This is a genomic window from Cupriavidus sp. DF5525, from assembly GCF_040149425.2.
Lineage (GTDB): Bacteria > Pseudomonadota > Gammaproteobacteria > Burkholderiales > Burkholderiaceae > Cupriavidus > Cupriavidus pickettii_A.
This window is the reverse complement of sequence record NZ_CP168266.1, coordinates 1,071,779-1,088,487: the sequence shown is the minus strand read 5'-3', so window position 1 is coordinate 1,088,487 and position 16,709 is coordinate 1,071,779. Positions and strand designations below refer to the sequence as shown.

General features: G+C 66.5%; 15 protein-coding genes. 8 read left to right on the top strand and 7 right to left on the bottom strand.

Annotated features, from left to right (window positions below; genetic code table 11):
* Positions 1-68 precede the first annotated feature (68 nt).
* Positions 69-770 (bottom strand): nitroreductase, encoded by a 702-nt coding sequence (locus tag ABNX08_RS26270; protein WP_022538620.1) that lies wholly within the window; start codon positions 768-770, stop codon positions 69-71.
* A 65-nt stretch (positions 771-835) separates the two neighbouring features.
* On the bottom strand, positions 836-2,248 hold the full coding sequence (locus ABNX08_RS26265; protein WP_022538619.1) for an MmgE/PrpD family protein: 1,413 nt from the start codon (positions 2,246-2,248) through the stop codon (positions 836-838).
* A 318-nt stretch (positions 2,249-2,566) separates the two neighbouring features.
* Here ABNX08_RS26265 and ABNX08_RS26260 point away from each other — a divergent pair, with 318 nt between their 5' ends.
* The 7 genes from ABNX08_RS26260 (at position 2,567) to ABNX08_RS26230 (ending at position 9,444) form a co-directional block, all read left to right on the top strand.
* Positions 2,567-3,526, top strand: a complete 960-nt coding sequence (locus tag ABNX08_RS26260) for a LysR family transcriptional regulator (RefSeq protein WP_022538618.1) — start codon at positions 2,567-2,569, stop codon at positions 3,524-3,526.
* Positions 3,527-3,662: 136 nt separating this feature from the next.
* Positions 3,663-4,133, top strand: coding sequence for a MaoC family dehydratase (locus ABNX08_RS26255; RefSeq protein WP_022538617.1), 471 nt, complete (start codon positions 3,663-3,665; stop codon positions 4,131-4,133).
* Between the two features lie 228 nt (positions 4,134-4,361).
* A complete protein-coding gene (locus ABNX08_RS26250; protein WP_041681781.1) occupies positions 4,362-5,252 on the top strand; it encodes a CoA ester lyase in 891 nt (296 codons plus the stop codon).
* Positions 5,253-5,297: 45 nt separating this feature from the next.
* Positions 5,298-5,753, top strand: coding sequence for a MaoC family dehydratase (locus tag ABNX08_RS26245; RefSeq protein ID WP_022538615.1), 456 nt, complete (start codon positions 5,298-5,300; stop codon positions 5,751-5,753).
* Between the two features lie 22 nt (positions 5,754-5,775).
* Complete coding sequence (locus tag ABNX08_RS26240; protein WP_022538614.1) at positions 5,776-6,969, top strand: acyl-CoA dehydrogenase family protein; 1,194 nt, start codon at positions 5,776-5,778, stop codon at positions 6,967-6,969.
* A gap of 71 nt (positions 6,970-7,040) precedes the next feature.
* Positions 7,041-8,285 (top strand): CaiB/BaiF CoA-transferase family protein, encoded by a 1,245-nt coding sequence (locus ABNX08_RS26235; protein WP_022538613.1) that lies wholly within the window; start codon positions 7,041-7,043, stop codon positions 8,283-8,285.
* A gap of 193 nt (positions 8,286-8,478) precedes the next feature.
* A complete protein-coding gene (locus ABNX08_RS26230) occupies positions 8,479-9,444 on the top strand; it encodes a tripartite tricarboxylate transporter substrate binding protein (RefSeq protein ID WP_022538612.1) in 966 nt (321 codons plus the stop codon).
* A 21-nt stretch (positions 9,445-9,465) separates the two neighbouring features.
* On the opposite strand, the gene ABNX08_RS26225 is transcribed toward ABNX08_RS26230, so the two are convergent.
* The gene (locus ABNX08_RS26225; RefSeq protein WP_022538611.1) at positions 9,466-10,113 is read right to left on the bottom strand and encodes a TetR/AcrR family transcriptional regulator; all 648 of its coding nucleotides are present in this window, start codon (positions 10,111-10,113) and stop codon (positions 9,466-9,468) included.
* A gap of 219 nt (positions 10,114-10,332) precedes the next feature.
* On the opposite strand from ABNX08_RS26225, the gene ABNX08_RS26220 reads away from it, so the two are divergent.
* Entirely contained in the window at positions 10,333-11,235 is a 903-nt protein-coding gene (locus ABNX08_RS26220; RefSeq protein WP_022538610.1) for a LysR substrate-binding domain-containing protein, read from the top strand.
* 23 nt (positions 11,236-11,258) lie between these two features.
* Here ABNX08_RS26220 and ABNX08_RS26215 read toward each other — a convergent pair whose 3' ends face one another.
* The 4 genes from ABNX08_RS26215 to ABNX08_RS26200 form a co-directional block, all read right to left on the bottom strand.
* Positions 11,259-12,791, bottom strand: coding sequence for a class I adenylate-forming enzyme family protein (locus ABNX08_RS26215; protein ID WP_022538609.1), 1,533 nt, complete (start codon positions 12,789-12,791; stop codon positions 11,259-11,261).
* 161 nt (positions 12,792-12,952) lie between these two features.
* The gene (locus ABNX08_RS26210; RefSeq protein ID WP_022538608.1) at positions 12,953-14,110 is read right to left on the bottom strand and encodes an acyl-CoA dehydrogenase family protein; all 1,158 of its coding nucleotides are present in this window, start codon (positions 14,108-14,110) and stop codon (positions 12,953-12,955) included.
* 39 nt (positions 14,111-14,149) lie between these two features.
* Complete coding sequence (locus ABNX08_RS26205; RefSeq protein WP_349605932.1) at positions 14,150-15,358, bottom strand: acetyl-CoA C-acetyltransferase; 1,209 nt, start codon at positions 15,356-15,358, stop codon at positions 14,150-14,152.
* A gap of 49 nt (positions 15,359-15,407) precedes the next feature.
* Complete coding sequence (locus tag ABNX08_RS26200; protein WP_041682070.1) at positions 15,408-16,709, bottom strand: acetyl-CoA hydrolase/transferase C-terminal domain-containing protein; 1,302 nt, start codon at positions 16,707-16,709, stop codon at positions 15,408-15,410.

Genomic DNA, 16,709 nt, shown 5'->3' with positions numbered 1-16,709 from the left:
CTCGTTTGCTTTGATGGTTTGTCCGATTCGACGAATCCCGGCGCCTGCTTGCCGGGCAATGTCGGCCGTTACACCAGGCGCATGATCTCTTCGTCAGGCGCCCGGCTCGTCCGGAAGCTGTTCGCTGCGTGATCGGGATCTGCATAGCCAAACGAGATGGCACAGATCATCTTGCGGTCGTCGCCGATGCCGAAGTGCGAGCGGACGAACCCGGCGTGCCGTGCCAGTGCCGCCTGTGGCGTCGTGGCGACACCGTGCGCATGCGCAGCCAGCAGGAAGGAAGCGACAAAGCCGCCGCAATCCACCGCCCCGTATGGTCCGAGATCCGCAGCTGTGGTAACGATCGCCACGTGCGGCGCCCCGAACATCCTGAAGTTCTCGAAGCTCTGGCTGGCGCGGCGCTCGCGGTCGTGACGCTCGATCCCGAGCGCTTCATAGAGCCGGTATCCCGTTTCCTGCCTGCGCTGCGCGTGGACCCCGCGATATTCCTCAGGGAAGGGCAGGTCCGAGTCGACCTCGGGGGCATCGGCGGCGTGCTCGACCAGTGCGCTGCGAAACCGCTCCGTGGCCGCCACCGAGCCGATGACCAGGTGCCAGGGCTGCACGTTGCACCAGGAAGCGGTCTTCTTCGCAACGTTGACGATGCTTCGAATCACCGGCTCTGGCACAGGTTTGGCCAGGTATGCCCGGCATGTGAACCGATTCGACATCAACCGCTGGAGGGTGTCGACGTCGCTCCCGGACGGGATGCTGGCGGTGTCGTGCTGCATTGCTTGTCTCCTAACAATCGTGAAGCGGCCGCCCCGGCCCATCCGGACAGGGCGGCGGGTCTTGCCTAGTGCGTCAGGGCCATCAGGTCGGCGGCCTTGATGCGTGGATCCATCTGCCTGAGCGTGGCCAGGAGCGTCTGCGCCCGGTCTTCGCCAAGCACGCCGGAGGTCAGCTCCATGAACTTCGCGTCCTGCTCGCTTTCCGGCATCGGGTTCGCCAGTGAGCCGATCGGGTTTTCAACGAACACCTGCTCGGACGTGCCATCGCGGAACGCCACCGTCACATCGGCGACGAACTTGCCTGGGTAACGCTGTTCGAGTTCCGGCGCTTCGGTGATGCCGATGCCGCGCGCGGCTTCCGCTACCGGGCCCATGTCGAGCTTGCCGTCCAGGTAGTCGCGGTGCACCTTGTAGCCATTGCCCAGGCCGAGCACGGCGAATGCCATCTGCGTTGGCAGGCTGAACTGGACGTGCTCGATGTTCTTCGGCTCGTAGGCGTTGGCATTGGCGGTACCGACGACCACGTTGAAGGCGGGCTGGATGCGGACCTGGATGTCGGCAATGTCGGCGCGGCGCGCGGCGAACGGGCGGATGGCGTCGATATACGCATGGGTGCAATAGCAGGCGCAGTACGCCTTGAGCCAGACCGTGCCGATCTCGAATGGCTGGTCGAGGCCGAAACGCGCCTCGGGGCGTTCGCCGGCGCCACGCTGCAGGAACGTACGGAAGAACCCCTTGTTGCCGCTCAGGAAGGAGCGAGGCCCCGTGATGCCAGCTTGCGCCATATCCGCGGAGACCATGCCGTTGCGCGTGCCGATGCCGGCGTGCACCCGCTTGACCGATCCGCCGGTAGAGGTGTACTCCGTAGTGCCAGCCGCATGGCTCAGCGCGATGGAGAGTGCGTGCAGGGTGGTCTCCGCATCGAACTTGCGCAGCTTGGCAACGACCGCCGCGGCACCGAAGCTGGACAGCACGGCGTGCGGGTGATAGCCGCGTTTGAGCAGGTCCGGCGCTGCCAGGACGCCGATCCGGGTGTAGACCTCGTAGCCGGCCACGATCGCGGTGATGACCTCTTCCAGGCTCGAGCCCAGTTCCTCGCCAAGCGCGAACGCCGCGGGGATCACGCAGCTGCCGGGATGACTGGCGCTGGCCCCGTGCGCATCGTCGTACTCGAAGCCATGCCCATAGGCCGCGTTGACGAATGCGGCGTCCGCGGCACTCATGGTGGCGGTGCTGGCGGCTACCCGGCTGCGGCCGGGGCGTTGCTGGGCGGTGGCGAACGACAGCACCTGGCGCGACCAGGGCATCTGTGATGTGCCGATCTGCAGGGCGAGCTGGTCGCGCATGAGGCGGCTGACCCCTGCATGCGCAGCAGCGTCTAGCTGATCGAACGTCAGGTCCTGGATGAGGCGAACCACGGCGTGCTCAAGGGGAGGGCAGTTGGTCGGCGTAATGGAATCGGGTTGGGTGGTAGTCACGGGAGTTTCCCCTGGCGAAGTGTTGGACGCGTCTGGCCCGCGCTCAATGGCGATGCGGTCTGGTTTGGTGAGCAGATTCCTCGTGAGCATCCGGCGTGTCAATCCGGGGCGCGATCCGGTTCCGTACATTGAGCGGGCGCCGCGGCCCGCTCGAGAGGCAGCCGCGACTCGCCGGACATCACGCTATACTCGCTTTGCGATTCGCAGCTCACGTAAACCGGCGCCCCCGACGTCAGGCATGCTCTCTACGCTGCAATGCAGCGAGGGCGCGACGCCTGGCCCGGGCGACAGACCGGTTCCCGGATTGGAGGAGACACAATGAGCACGCTGAGCGTGCATGGCCTGACCCGGCGGGTCGACCTGTTTACCCTGCGGCTGTTCCTGACCGTGGTGGAAGAGCGCCAGATCCGGCGCGCGGCCCTGCGCGAGAACATCGCCGCGTCCGCGGCGACCAAGCGCATCCAGGATCTCGAAGACATTGCCGGGGTGCAGCTCTTCGAGCGCAATCCCAATGGCGTGGTGCCGAGCGCGGCCGGCGAAGTCCTGGCGCGCCATTTGCGCCTGCTGTTCGAGAACCTGGAGGACATGCGCCGGGAGCTCGGCGAATTCTCCGAAGGCATTCGTGGCCATGTCACGGTGGGCACCACGGGCGCCGTCATCATCCAGTACCTGGCACGCGAGATTGGCGAGTTCTCACGTAACTTTCCGCTGGTCGAACTGGAGCTGAAACAGGACGCCAATACCAATCTCGTGCGCGCGGTGGTGGCGGGCGATGTCGACCTGGCCGTGTATATCGTCAGTCCGGATATCGACGATGAGCCACTGGACAGTCTCCCGTATCGCATCGACCGCCTCGTCGCGCTGGTCCCGCGTGGTCATCCGCTTGGGGAGCAGCCCGAGGTCGCATTCGCCGACCTGATCCGCGAGCCGTTCATTGCCATGCACCCGAACACCACGCTGATGTCCGACGTGAACCGCGCAGCGCGCGCGCTCGGCCAGGTCGTGCACCCAAGGTTCACGATCAATGGCCCGGAGGCCGCGCGCAGCCTGGTGGAGGCGGGTCTTGGCGTGACCATCCTGCCCGAATGCATGGTGCCGATCGAGGCCATGACACGCTCGACCGTGCTGCGGATTCCGGAGCCGTGGGCTACGCGCAGCGTGCGCATCGGCACGCGCAAGGGCAAGGCGATCACTTCGGCAACGCGCGCGTTGATCCGCCAGCTGACCGAGCAGCCTGAGCCGGCACCGTCCGAATCCAGCCCCACCGCAGGCGGTTGATCCAGATCGCCGATCGCGAATCGCCGCGTCGCGGAACATCACTTGGCGCGGCTTCTCGTTGCTGATTACCCTTGAGACGTGACGGGGCTTTGGCGTCCTACGGACGCGTAAGCCCCGCCTTTCAGGGGAACGCATCATGTCCGACGCTGTTACCGGCCGCTACTTCGAGCAGTTTGTCATCGGCGACGCCTGCCGGCATGCCATCCACAGGACAATCACCGAGGCCGATAACCTCCTGTTCAGCACGCTGACGTACAACACGGAGCCTTTGCACGTGGACCAGGCGTACGCCGAAGCCGCGCTGTACGGTACCCGCGCCGTCAACAGTATCTTCGTGCTGGGGCTGGTATCCGGCATCGCTGCAGCCGAACCGGCGCAGGGCCTGGTATCAGGGAACCTTGGATTCAGCGAGGTGCGGTTCACGCGGCCCGTCTTCATTGGCGACACCATCCACGCTGAGAGCGAGGTGGTGGACAAGCGCGACGACCCCACGCGCCCCGACGTCGGCATCATAGAACTGGAGCGTCGCGCCTATAACCAGCGAAACGAGGTAGTGGCCAAGTTTCGCAGTCTGCAGTGGTGGCCGAGGCGCCATCCCGCGGCCTGAGTGCCGGAGTGTTCCGCCATGCACGCGCAAGGAAATCCCGGCTGGTTCGCGCAATGCGAACCGGTGGTTCGCCAGTCACTACTTGAGTGCGACCGCCTGGACAACCTAGCATCTAGTCAATCCCGGGACATTGGCGGCCACTGCAAAATCCGCCAGGTTCGCGGTCAAAAAATTTTCGATGTTTATCTAACGTTTGTAAGGCGTTTCAATCGTGACCAGGAGACGAGGATGAGTGTAAGTGCCATGAAGCCGATGCGATCCATGATGTTCGTGCCGGGCAACAAGCCAGACTGGATCGAAAAATCGGTAGCAGCCAGTGCGGATGCGCTGATCCTGGATCTGGAAGACAGCGTGCCGCACGACCTGAAGGTCGAGGCGCGCGGCATCGTGCGCTCCAGGCTGGCGTGGCTGGCGCAGCAGGGCCAGCGCCTGTTCGTGCGGATCAACCGCAGCCCGCACCTTTATGACTTCGAGGACATCGTCGCCGTGGTCGGGCCCCATGTGGAAGGCATCGTGATCTCGAAGCCCATCGGGCCGGAGGATGTCGACTGCGTGTCGATGATGCTGTCGGAGGCGGAATACCGCAACGGCGTGGCACTGGGTTCGACCCGTGTCATTCCGCTGCTGGAAACCGCGCGTGCGCTGGAGCTGGCCTATGAGATCGCCAAACGCGACCGCGTCGGCGCCATCTGCGGCTGCACCGCCAGGAACGCGGATGTGGCGCGTGCGCTGGGCTATGTCTGGACCCCGGACGGCCGCGAAACGCTGTACCTGAAGTCGCGTGCGGTGATGGCGGCGCGCGCCGCCGGCAAGCTGCCCATTGGCGGCGTGTGGCAGCAGGTGCGCGACCTGGACGGCCTGAGGAAGTCGTCGCTGCTGGACCGCAACCTGGGCATGAGCGGCGAGCTGGTGCTGCATCCGTCCAATGTCGCCACCGCTAACGAGGTCTACAGCCCGTCGCCGGAAGAGGTGGCCTACTACGAAGGCATGATCGCCGCGCTGGAGCAGGCGCAGGCCAACGGGCGTGCCTCAACCATCTACGACGGCGAGCACATCGACATCGCCCACGTCAAGACGGCGCAGGACATTCTTGCGCTCGCCAAATCCTTTAGCGCGTGAACCAGCGCTTGCATTCACACCTGATTTGCCCAAGGAGACAAGAACATGGCCGGACTTTATTTCGAAGATTGCCGTGAGGGCCTGGTGGTCGAACACGCGATCCGCCGCACCGTCACTGAGACCGACAACGTGCTGTTCTCGGCGCTGACGTACAACTGCGCGCCGCTGCATATCGATGCCGAGTACTGCAAGGACTCGATCTATGGCCAGCGGCTGGTCAACAGCATGTTCCTGCTGGCACTGGTGGCGGGTGTCACGGTCTACGAGACCACGCTGGGCACCACGCTGGGCAACCTGGGCTTCCAGGAAATCAAGTTCCCCAAGCCGACCTTCCATGGCGACACCATCCGCGTGCGTACCGAGATCGTCAACGCGCGCCTGTCCAAGAGCCGCAACGACTCCGGCATCGTGACCTTCCGCCACGTCGGCATCAACCAGCGCGACGAGGAAGTCTGCGTGGCCGTGCGCACCGGCCTGATGAAGCTGCGCCCGCAGCAGTAAGACACGAATCCGGAGAACGAAGATGGCAGAGATTCTTTCCGCATCCTACGCCGCGCAGCGCCAGCGCGAACAGGAACTGGGCGAGGTCCGCGAAGCGGCCCGCACGCTGGCGAACAAGTTCCCGCTGTCCTACTGGCGTGAGTGCGACAAGGAAGAGAAGTACCCGTGGGAGTTCGTCAAGGCCTTCGCCGCCGCCGGCTGGATGGGCATCATGATGCCGGAGGAGTATGGCGGCATGGGCCTGGGCGTGACCGAGGCCGCGGTGATGCTGCAGGAGATCGGCGCCTCGGGCGCCGGCATGAGCGGCGCCTCCGCGATCCACTTCTACGTCTTCCCGCCGGCGCCGATCCTGCGCCACGGCTCGGAGGAGATGAAGAAGCGCTATCTGCCCGCGCTGGCGCGCGGCGAGATCCTGATGGCCTTCGGCGTGACCGAACCCACCTCGGGCGTCGACACCTCGCGCATCCGCACCCGTGCCGAGAAGAAGGGCGATCGCTGGGTCATCAACGGCCAGAAGGTCTGGAGCACCAACGCGCAGAACGCCAACAAGTACCTGATCCTGGCGCGCACCTCGCCGCGCGACGAGGCGCGTCCGCTGGACGGCATGACGCTGTTCTTTGCCGACATGGACCGCAAGCACTGCGACGTGCGCGTGATCGACAAGCTGGGCCGTGCCGCGGTGGACTCCAACGAGGTGTTTATCGACGGCCTGGAAGTGCCCGAGGAAAACGTCGTCGGCGAAGTGGGACGCGGCTTCCACTATCTGCTCGACGGCCTGAACCCGGAGCGTGTGGTGGTGGCGATGGAGGGCATCGGCATCGGGCGTGCGGCGCTGGACCTGGCGGTCGACTACGCCAACTCCCGCGTCATTTTCGACCGCCCGATCGGCAAGAACCAGGCCGTGGCCCACCCGCTGGCCGAGTGCTGGATGCGGCTGGCCGCCGCCGAAGCGGTGGCCCTGCGCGCCGCCACGCTGTACGACAACCACCAGTCCTGCGGCGCCGAGGCCAACACCGCCAAGTTCCTGGGTGCCGAAGCCGGCTTCCTGGCCTGCGACCAGGCGATGCAGACCCACGGCGGCTACGCCTATGCCAAGGAGTACCACATCGAGCGCCTGTGGCGCGAAGTGCGGCTGCTGCGCCTGGCGCCGATTTCGCAGGAGATGGTCTGCAACTATATTTCCAACAAGGTGCTCGGTCTGCCGAAGTCGTACTGAAGCCCCTGGCAGGCGGTTTGGAACAACGGCCCGGCCGCAGGACGGCCGGGCCGACAAGAAAGGAGACTGCAGTGGCAGCACATCAATCGCGGCCGCTCGAGGGCATCCGGGTACTGGACCTGACAGTGGCGCTTGCCGGGCCCTATGGCTCGCTGATGCTTGGCGGAATGGGCGCGGAGGTGATCCGCGTGGAAGCGCCCGGCGGCGGGGACATCGCACGGACCAACCCGCCGTTCGTGGGCAGCCATGGCATCCACTTTGGCCAGCGTGAAGACGACGAGGTATCGCTGACGGTGCTGAACCGGGCCCGCAACAAGAAGAGCATCACGCTGGACCTGAAGTCCGAACAGGGCCGCGAGCTGTTCATGCGGCTGGCGGAGGAATGCGACGTGGTGCTGGAGAACTTCAGCGAGGGCACCACCGCCAAGCTTGGTATCGACTACGAGCAGGTCAGGCGGCGGAACCCGCGCATCGTCTATGCGTCGATCAAGGCAATGGGCGAACCCAGTGCTTTCCCCGGCCTCAAGGGCATGGACATCATCGTCCAGGCGCTCAGCGGCCTGATGGAAGTGACCGGCTACGCCGACGGCCCGCCGACGCGCTGCGGCCTGCCGATCGCGGACCTGGTGGCACCGATGTACACCGTCAATGGCATCCTGGCCGCACTGATCCACCGCGGCCGCACCGGCGAGGGGCAGCGCGTGCAGGTGTCGATGCTGGATTGCCTGGCGTCGTGGGTGGCAGAAGAGCACTTTGACGTCATGGGGCGGGAAGGCTATCCGTCGCGCACCGGCAACTACCACGACCGGCTGGCCCCGTTCGGGGTGTACCCGACGCAGGACGGGCATGTGGCGATCGTTGCGTTCCAGCCGGACTGGATGCGCGGGCTGCTGGAGTCGATCGGCCAGCCCGAGTTGCTCGACGACCCGCGCTTCAGCAGCCGCGGGCCGCGCATGCGCAATGCCTCGGTGCTGAACGAGGCGATCGCAGGCTGGACCAGCCAACGCAGCACTGCCGATGTGGTGGCCGAGCTGCTCGACAAGCGCGGCGTACCCTGCGCGCCGGTGCGCAAGCCCAACGAGGTGCTGCACGACCGCCGCCTGCATGACAGCGGCGCGTTGATGAACCTGGCCCACCCCCAGTTCGGCCCGGTGGATGCCGTGGGCATGGGCCTGCCGATCCGGTTCTCGGCCACGCCCTCGCAGTTTGACAAGCCTGCGATGGCGCTGGGCGGTGCGAATGAAGAGATCTATGGGGGCTTGCTCAAGCTCAGCCGGGAAGAGATTGCCGTGTTGCGAGAAGAGGGGGTAGTCTAGCGGCCGCCCAACGGCAGCTTGTTTGCTCCCCTCTCCCATTTATGGGAGAGGGGCCGGGGGAGAGGGCAGGCGTGTCTGGACGCGACGCGCCGCGCTTCGTGGAAGCTCCTGCCATCTCCCCCAACCCCTCTCCCGCAAGCGGGAGAGGGGAGAAAACCGCCGGCCGATCCCGGAACATAAGGAGACAAGAACCATGATGTCACGCCGTACCTGCCTGCAGCTCTTCCCGGCGCTGGCCACGCTACCGCTTACGGCGCTTGCGCAGTCTTACCCGGCGCGCCCGGTCCGCATCATCGTGCCGCTCAGTCCCGGTTCGGGTACGGACGTTGTTGCGCGCTACATGAGCAGCGAGCTGTCCAAGGCGATGGGCGGCTCGTTCGTCGTCGAGAACCGTGCCGGCGCAAGCGGGATCATCGGCACGGACTTTGTCGCCAAGGCGCCCGCCGACGGCTACACCATCCTGTTCAATTACGCCGCCCACTACTCGAACCAGTTCGTCGACAAGACGCCGTACGACGCCGTCAGTGACTTCGAGCCGATCGCGCGCCTGGCGACCTCGGCGATGGTGCTGGTCACGGCCGCCAATTCGCCGCTACGCACGGTGCAGGACCTGATCGCCGCCGCCAGGCGCAAGCCGGGCGGGCTGACCTATGGTTCGCCAGGCAACGGCACCACGCCGCACATGGCGGCGGCCCTGATGAGCAACATGGCCGGCATCCAGATGACGCACGTTCCCTACAAGGCGCCGGCGCAGGTCGTGGTCGATGTGGCGGGAGGGCAGCTGGATGCCGGCTTCGGCGGCGTGGCGACATCGCTGCCGCTGGTCAAGGCAGGGCGCCTGCGGGTGCTCGCGGTCACCAGCCTGCGCCGGTCGAGCTATTTTCCGGACGCGCCCTCACTGGATGAGGCTCGCCTGAAAGGCTATGAGCTGGAAACGCCGATCTGGGCGTTTGCCCGGCACGGTACGCCGCAGTCCATCGTCACGGCTTTGTCCGGCGCCATGACCAGGGCTGCCGCCACGCCCGCCTTCAAGGCGTTCTGTACCAGCCAGGGACTTGAGGTTGACATCCAGCCCGCCGCGAAAGCCCGCGCCAATGCGCCGGCCGAACTCGAGCGCTGGAAGAAGCTCGTGGCGTTGTCCCAGGTGAAGGCGGGATGACGCGCCACTGTAGCGGCCGGCTTACGAAGCCACGGCCTGCGCCCGCCGCGCTGGCTTGCGCACTTCCCTGGGCCGGACGCCTTCAAACAGGATCGTGCACAGTTCGTCGATCACCTTCTCGGGCGAACCCTTCTTCGGGTTGAACCAGGTTTGCACCGAGGTAATCGTGCTCAGGATGAAGACCCGGCACAGGGCGATGTCGATGTCCTCGCGCAGGCGGCCTTCGGCGCGCAGGTCTTCCAGCATGCCGTTCCAGAAATCCTGATGCTGGGCCCGCCGCTTGATCTGCCGCTCGCGCACCTTGTCCGGCAACTCGGCGAGCTGGCGCCCGTGCGCCAGGGTGTAGTCGCCATACTTGATCATCGCGCCGATGAGGCCGAGCAGGCCGGCGCGGAAGCGCTGTTCGGCGTCGGCGCCTGGCGTGAGCGCCGCGATGCGCGCCCGCGTGTGCGCAAAGATGCTTTGGGCCCCGTGCTCCATCACCGCTTCCAGCAACTCTTCCTTCGAGGAGAAGTGGTAATAGATGCTGGCCGCTTCGATGCCGGCCTGGTCGGCAATCCCGCGCATGGTCGTGGCGGCATAGCCTTGCGTGCCAAAGGCGCGTGCCGCGAGGCGCAGCAGCTTCTCGCGGGTGTCCACAGGGGTGGCATTGACCTGGCGTTTTGTCATGGTAGGTGAGGGCCTGGAAGCGGCGTATGCGCCGTGGGGTTATTCCCCATGGAAGTTACTCCATCGGGCGTCCAAAATCTACCTAACGTTTGTGAGAGGACGCCCGCAATGGCTGGCCGGGCCCCGGTCCGCCTCGAAGGAGGGCGGAAATTCACGCCGGGCGGGTCCGGAAATCGCTGCTTTGGGAGATAATCCGGTACGACGCTTGGGAAGGATGTGATGCGCTTTGATCTGGTCGATCTGAAACTGTTCACCCATATCGCGGAGGCCCAGAGCCTGACCGGCGGTGCACAACGCTCTCACCTGTCCCTGGCCGCGGCCAGTACCCGCATCAAGAACCTGGAGGAACACGTTGGCGTCAAGCTGCTGAGCCGCAGCAGCCAGGGCGTGAAAGTGACCGGAGCGGGGGAGACACTGCTGGCCCACGCGCGCCGCGTACTCCGCCAGCTGGAGCAGTTGAGCGGCGATCTGCAGGAATACGTGTCGGGCGTGAAGGGCCATGTGCGCGTCTTCGCCAACACGACGGCGATGAGCGAGTTCCTGCCTGCCGTGCTGCGCACCTACCTCGTCAACCATCCGGACGTGACCATCGACATGCACGAACGGCTGAGCCCGGACATCGTGCGCGCGGTCCAGGAGGGGATGGTGGACATCGGCATCATTGCCGGCAACGTGCGTACCGAAGGGCTGGAGGTCATGCCATACCGGCGCGACCGCTTGGTGCTTGCCGTCGCGCTGAGCCACCCGCTGGCCGAGCACAGCAGCGTGGATTTCATTGATACGCTGGACTACGACTTCATCGGCCTGCCAGAGGCGAGCGCGATCCACAATTTCCTCAAGCGGGCCGCCGCGGACTTGCAGCGTGAGCTGCGCTGGCGCGTCCAGGTCAGCAACTTCGAGACCGCCTGCCGGATGATCGAGGCGAATGTCGGCATCGGCGTGCTGCCGGAGAGCACCGCCGCCCGGCACGCGGTTACTATGGCGCTGCGGATCATCCAGCTCAACGACGAGTGGGCCGAGCGCAAGCTGCAAATATGCGTCGCGGACCTCGGCGCATTGCCGCTGTTTGCGCGCAAGCTGGTGGACCTGCTGGTGGAGGATGGCCTCGGGCGCCAGGACTGAAGGCGCCCCAGATACCTATCCTGCTATTTCTGCTCGGCGACCATCTGCCTGAGCTGGTGCTTGAGCAGCTTGCCGCTGGCCGTCGTCGGGATCGTGGCCACGCGCAGGATTTTCTCCGGGCGCTTGTATGGCGACAGGCGCTCGACCAGGTAGGCGTGCAGCGCCGAGGCATCGAACTTCTCTCCGTCCCTGATCTCGACGAAGGCGATCACTTCCTCGTTGCCGTCCGCGGTGGGCTGTCCGACCACGGCCGACAGGCGCACGGACGGATGCGTGTTGATGACCGATTCGACCTCGATCGGATAGACGTTGAAGCCGGAGCGGATGATCAGGTCCTTGGTGCGGCCGACGATGAACAAGGCGCCGTCCTGGCCGAGCCGGCCAATGTCGCCGGTGTTGAGCCAGCCTCCGGGGCGCAAGGCTTCGGCGCTCAGTGCCGGCGCGCGGTAGTAGCCGCGCATGACACCTGGCCCTCTTACCCATAGCTCGCCCGGCTCGCCCTCCGGCACCGGCTTGCCGGCCGGCCCGACCACCTGCAGTTCGGCGCCCTCGACGATCTCGCCCGCCGCGCAATCGGTGCGCGGCCGGTCCATACGCGTCACGAACAGTGAGCCCGCGTACTCGGTCATGCCGTAGCCATGGTGCAGCGGCTGGCCGAACAGCGCCTCGACCTCGCGCTTGAGCGTCGGATCGAGCGGGCCGCCACCTGTGTAGAGATAGCGCAGCCTGGGCGACGGCTCCAGTGGCATGCCGCTCGCCCGCACGTACGCGACGATGCGGTTGAACATCGTCGGCACGCCCTGCAGCAGCGTAATCGCGCCCTGCCGGATCGCTGCGCTAACATCCGCCGCATTGAAACGCGCGCTCAGGTACAGGCTCGCACCGGCCTGGAACGTCGAAACCAGCAGCGTCCCCAGCCCGAAGACGTGCGACATGGGCATGACCGCATAGGCGCAATCGTCGGCCTGCATGCGGCGGGAGTCCACCGTGACGCGCGCAAAGTGCAGCAAACCCCGATGCGTGACCATCACGCCCTTGGGCTGTGCCGTCGTGCCGGACGTGTAGATCAGCGCGGCGACCTCGCGCGCGAGCGCTTCAGGTTCGCGCTCGCTGGTCTCGTCGACGGCGCCGGCCATCAGCGGGCCGAGCCCGGCGGGCGCAATCTCCCGTGCCCGATAACGCACGCCGTGCCGCAGTGCATCCGGCGACGCAGCGTGGGTGAACAGCATCAGGCGCGGCAGGCAGTGCGCCCGGATCACCTCGATTTCCCGTTCCGAAAGGCGGGCGTTGACGACGACCGGCCACGCCTCCAGTTCCGACAGCGCGAACACCAGCGTGATCACCGCCAGGCAGTTCTCGGACACGATCAGCACCCGGTCGCCGGTGCCGACGCCCTGCGCTTGCAGGTAATCCTGCGCATCCTCGATGCGTGCCCAAAGCTGCGAAAAGGTGACGGTGCGGCCATCCTCGAAGACGGCCACATGGTCGGGCGTCTCCGTGGCCCAGTGGCGTGGGATGTCGCTGATCCGTTGGGTGGTGTCTCGGTCCGGGGGCATCTCGCGGAAATCCTTGTGCGGGGTAAAAAGCCGTTCGGCAAGGCGGACGCAAGCCGAACGACGCCAGTGTATGTGCGCCGGAAGTGAGGTGCAATCCCGGCGCTACACCACGCGCCTGACGCGCAAGGCTTCCGGTTGCTGCGGGCTGACCACGGCGACCATCAGGCGCCGCGCGCCTCGCGGATCATGTTGCGGGCAATGATGACCTGCTGGATCTGCGTGGTGCCCTCGTAAAGGCGGAACAGGCGCACGTCGCGGTAGAAGCGCTCGATGCCGAATTCGGAGATGTAGCCGGAACCGCCGAGGATCTGCACCGCGCGATCCGCCACGCGGCCCACCATCTCCGTGGCGAACATCTTGCAGCACGAGGCCTCGGTGGAGACGTTCTTGCCCTCGTCGCGACGGCGCGCGGCGTCGATCACCATGCATTCGGCCGCATAGAGCTCGGCCTGGCTGTCGGCCAGCATGGCCTGGATGAGCTGGAATTCGCAGATCGGCTGGCCGAACTGCTGCCGCTCCATCGCATAGTTCAGCGCGTCGCGCAGGACGCGCTTCGCCACGCCGACGCTGACGGCCGCGATATGCAACCGGCCCTTGTCGAGCACTTTCATCGCGGTCTTGAAGCCCTGGCCTTCCTTCAGGCCGATCAGGTTGGCGGCCGGCACGCGCACGTTCTCGAAGATCACGTCGCAGGTGTGGGCGCCTTTCTGTCCCATCTTGACGTCGCGTTTGCCGAAGCTGATGCCCAGCGTCTTCGCGTCGACGATAAACGCCGACACCCCGGCCGAACCCTTGATGTCAGGATTCGTCCGCGCCATCAGCGTGAACATGCCGGCCTGCGGCGCGTTGGTGATAAAGCGCTTGGTGCCGTTGACCACGTAGTGGTCGCCATCCCTGATCGCCGTGGTGCGCAGCGAGCCGGCGTCCGAGCCGGCGTCCGGTTCGGTCAGCGCAAACGATGCCAGGATCTCGCCGGTGGCCAGGCGCGGCAGCCAGGCGGCCTGCTGTTCCGGTGTCCCATCCATCAGGATGCCTTGCGAGCCGATGCCCACGGTCGTGCCCAGCAGCGAGCGGAAGGCCGGCGAGGTCTGGCACAGCTCCATGACCACGCGCACTTCCTCTTCCATGGTCAGTTCCAGGCCGCCAAAGCGCTCGGGAATGGTCATGCCGAACAGGCCCATCTCGCGCATGTCCTGCACGATGTCCTGCGGGATTTCGTCGGTCTCGGCGACGAGCGCCTCGGCGGGCACCAGGCGCTCGCGCACAAAGCGGCGCACGCTGTCGAGCAAGGCTTCCAGGGTTTCGTTATCGCGGATCATCTCAGTCTTCCCAAATGACGGGCCGGTGTGCTGGCTCGCTCAGCAGCGCTCAAAGACAGCGGCGATGCCCTGGCCGCCGCCGATGCACATGGTTTCCAGGCCATAGCGGCCGCCACGGCGCTGCAGTTCGTGCAGCAGCGTGGCCAGGATGCGCACGCCCGTGGCGCCGATCGGGTGGCCCAGCGAGATGCCCGAGCCGTTCACGTTGAGCTTGTGCTCGATTGCATCCTGGTCATTCCAATCCCAGCCCTTGAGCACGGCCAGCACCTGGCAGGCAAAGGCTTCGTTCAGTTCCACCAGGTCCATCTGGTCGAGCGTCAGGTTCAGGCGCGCCAGCAGCTTCTTCACCGCGGGCACCGGGCCGATGCCCATGTGCGATGGCTCGCAGCCGGCGGCGGCCCAGCCCACCAGCGTGGCCATAGGGGTGAGGCCCAGTTCGGCCAGCTTGTCCTCGGCCACGATCAGGCAGGCGGCCGAGGCGTCGTTCTGCTGGCTGGCGTTGCCGGCGGTGACGGTGCCGTTGGGCATCAGCGCGCGCAGCTTGCCAAGGCTTTCGCGCGAAGTATCGGCGCGGAAACCTTCGTCGCGCGCGAACTGCAGCGGATCGCCCTTGCGCTGGGGCACCTGCACGGGCACCACCTCGGCATCGAAGCGGCCGGCCTCCCAGGCGGCCGCGGCGCGCGCGTGGCTGCGCACGGCGAAGGCGTCGGCCTGCTCGCGGGTAATGCCGTAGTCGCGCGCCAGGTTCTCGGCCGTTTCGATCATCCCGGAGATCTTGCCAAAGCGCTCGACCGGCTGGGAACGTTCGCGGCCGCGGTCAAGGCGGTCGTAGAAACGCACATTGCCCGAGCGCGCGCCCCAACGCATGTCGGTGGTGTAGTACTCGATGTTGCTCATGCTCTCGACGCCGCCTGCGATGACCACATCGGCAGCGCCGCTTTGCACCATCATCGAGGCCGTGACGATGGCCTGCAGGCCGCCGCCGCAGCGGCGGTCCAGCTGCATGCCCGGCACTTCCACAGGCAGGCCGGCCTGCAGCGCGGCCCAGCGGCCCACGCAGGGTGTTTCGCTGTTGGCGTAGAACTGGGCAAAGACCACGTCATCGATGCGCGCGGGGTCGATGCCGCTGCGCTGCACGACGGCGCGTACTGCGGTGGCGGCCAGTTCCTCGACAGGCACGGGGCGCAGGCTGCCGCCGAAGGTGCCGACGGGGGTGCGAAGGGGGGTGACGATGGCGGCTCGGCGCATGGAAGTCTCCTTGGAAATCTGTCTTGGGTAGGCGACGAAGGGCAATTGGTCAATGCGTGCCCGGAAGGGCAACAAAAGCGGCGCCGCACTGGCGCAGCAAGGCGTGGGCCTGGCGCTCCAGGTCCTCGCGGTGTCCGGGGGCGGCGATGTCCAGCATGCGGCGCACGCGCTGCGACAGCGTCTGGCCGCGCAGATCGGCCACGCCGTGCTCGGTGACGATCAGGCCCGCGTCGCTACGGGGCGTGCTCACCGGCCCGGACAACTGCGCGACGATGCGGCTCGCACCCTTGGCGGTCGCCGGCAGGGCGACGATGGGCAAGCCCCCGCGGCTGCGCGCCGCGCCGCGCAGGAAGTCCACGGCGCCGCCGACCGCGCCGACATAGACCCCAGCGGCGACTTCGGCGTTCACCTGGCCGGTGAGGTCGACCTCGATCGCGGAGTTGATGGCGGTCAGCTTGTCGATGCTGGCGAGCACCTCGGGGTGATGGGTATAGCTGGTCTCGCGCAGCTGCAGCTGCGGATTGCGGTGCGCCCAGCGCCGCAGCCGTTCGCTGCCCATCAGGATGCCGGCGATGCCGACGCCGGTATCGATGCTCTTGCGCGCGTTGGTCAGCACGCCGGCTTCAGCCAGCGCCGCAATGCCGTCGCCGACCGCGCCACTGTGCAGGCCCAGGTCGCGGCGGTCATGCAGCGCCGCCACCACGGCCTCCGGGAGGTTGCCGATGCCCATCTGCAAGGTGGCGCCGTCCTCCACCCAGCGGGCGATGTGGCTGGCGATGGCCTGTTCGGCCGGGCCGGGCGCACTCCGGTCAAGGCTGATCGGGGCGTGCAGCGCTTCGACCTGCAGGTCGATATCGTCCGCGGTGAGGTAGCGGCTGCCGTGGGTCCATGGCACCTCCGGGTTCACTTCGGCGATGACGACGCGGGCCCGGTCGAGTGCCGCGGGTATGTATTCATGCACCAGGCCCAGGCTGTGGCGCCCCTGTTCTTCGGCGGGCGAAACCTGCACCAGCACCACGTCCGCGCGCAGGCTGCCCTGGCGAATCAGCCCTGGCAGGTGGGAATAGTGGCTGGGCACGATGTCCAGCACGCCGGCCTTGGCCAGCAGCCGGTGCGGGCCGCTGGCGGCGTAGCCGAAGAAGTCGAGCACGTCGGCCTGGTCCGGCTGCAATGTCTCCGACTGGCCGATGCCGACAAAGACACTGAGGCGCCCGCCTTGCGCGATCGCATGCCGGTGTTCGACCAGCGCGCGCGTCAGCGTCAGCGGCTCCGCGGTCGCCTGTCCCCACCAGACGTGGTCCCCGGGGCGGATCAGGGCTTGCAGCTGTGAGGCCAGGGTGTGCGTGTCCAC

Coding starts and splice junctions, on each gene's coding strand:
- ABNX08_RS26220 (WP_022538610.1), top strand. CDS start 10,333: ATGCGCTTTGATCTGGTCGATCTGAAACTGTTCACCCATATCGCGGAG.
- ABNX08_RS26225 (WP_022538611.1), bottom strand. CDS start 10,113: ATGACAAAACGCCAGGTCAATGCCACCCCTGTGGACACCCGCGAGAAG.
- ABNX08_RS26215 (WP_022538609.1), bottom strand. CDS start 12,791: ATGCCCCCGGACCGAGACACCACCCAACGGATCAGCGACATCCCACGC.
- ABNX08_RS26260 (WP_022538618.1), top strand. CDS start 2,567: ATGAGCACGCTGAGCGTGCATGGCCTGACCCGGCGGGTCGACCTGTTT.
- ABNX08_RS26255 (WP_022538617.1), top strand. CDS start 3,663: ATGTCCGACGCTGTTACCGGCCGCTACTTCGAGCAGTTTGTCATCGGC.
- ABNX08_RS26205 (WP_349605932.1), bottom strand. CDS start 15,358: ATGCGCCGAGCCGCCATCGTCACCCCCCTTCGCACCCCCGTCGGCACC.
- ABNX08_RS26210 (WP_022538608.1), bottom strand. CDS start 14,110: ATGATCCGCGATAACGAAACCCTGGAAGCCTTGCTCGACAGCGTGCGC.
- ABNX08_RS26270 (WP_022538620.1), bottom strand. CDS start 770: ATGCAGCACGACACCGCCAGCATCCCGTCCGGGAGCGACGTCGACACC.
- ABNX08_RS26245 (WP_022538615.1), top strand. CDS start 5,298: ATGGCCGGACTTTATTTCGAAGATTGCCGTGAGGGCCTGGTGGTCGAA.
- ABNX08_RS26250 (WP_041681781.1), top strand. CDS start 4,362: ATGAGTGTAAGTGCCATGAAGCCGATGCGATCCATGATGTTCGTGCCG.
- ABNX08_RS26230 (WP_022538612.1), top strand. CDS start 8,479: ATGATGTCACGCCGTACCTGCCTGCAGCTCTTCCCGGCGCTGGCCACG.
- ABNX08_RS26240 (WP_022538614.1), top strand. CDS start 5,776: ATGGCAGAGATTCTTTCCGCATCCTACGCCGCGCAGCGCCAGCGCGAA.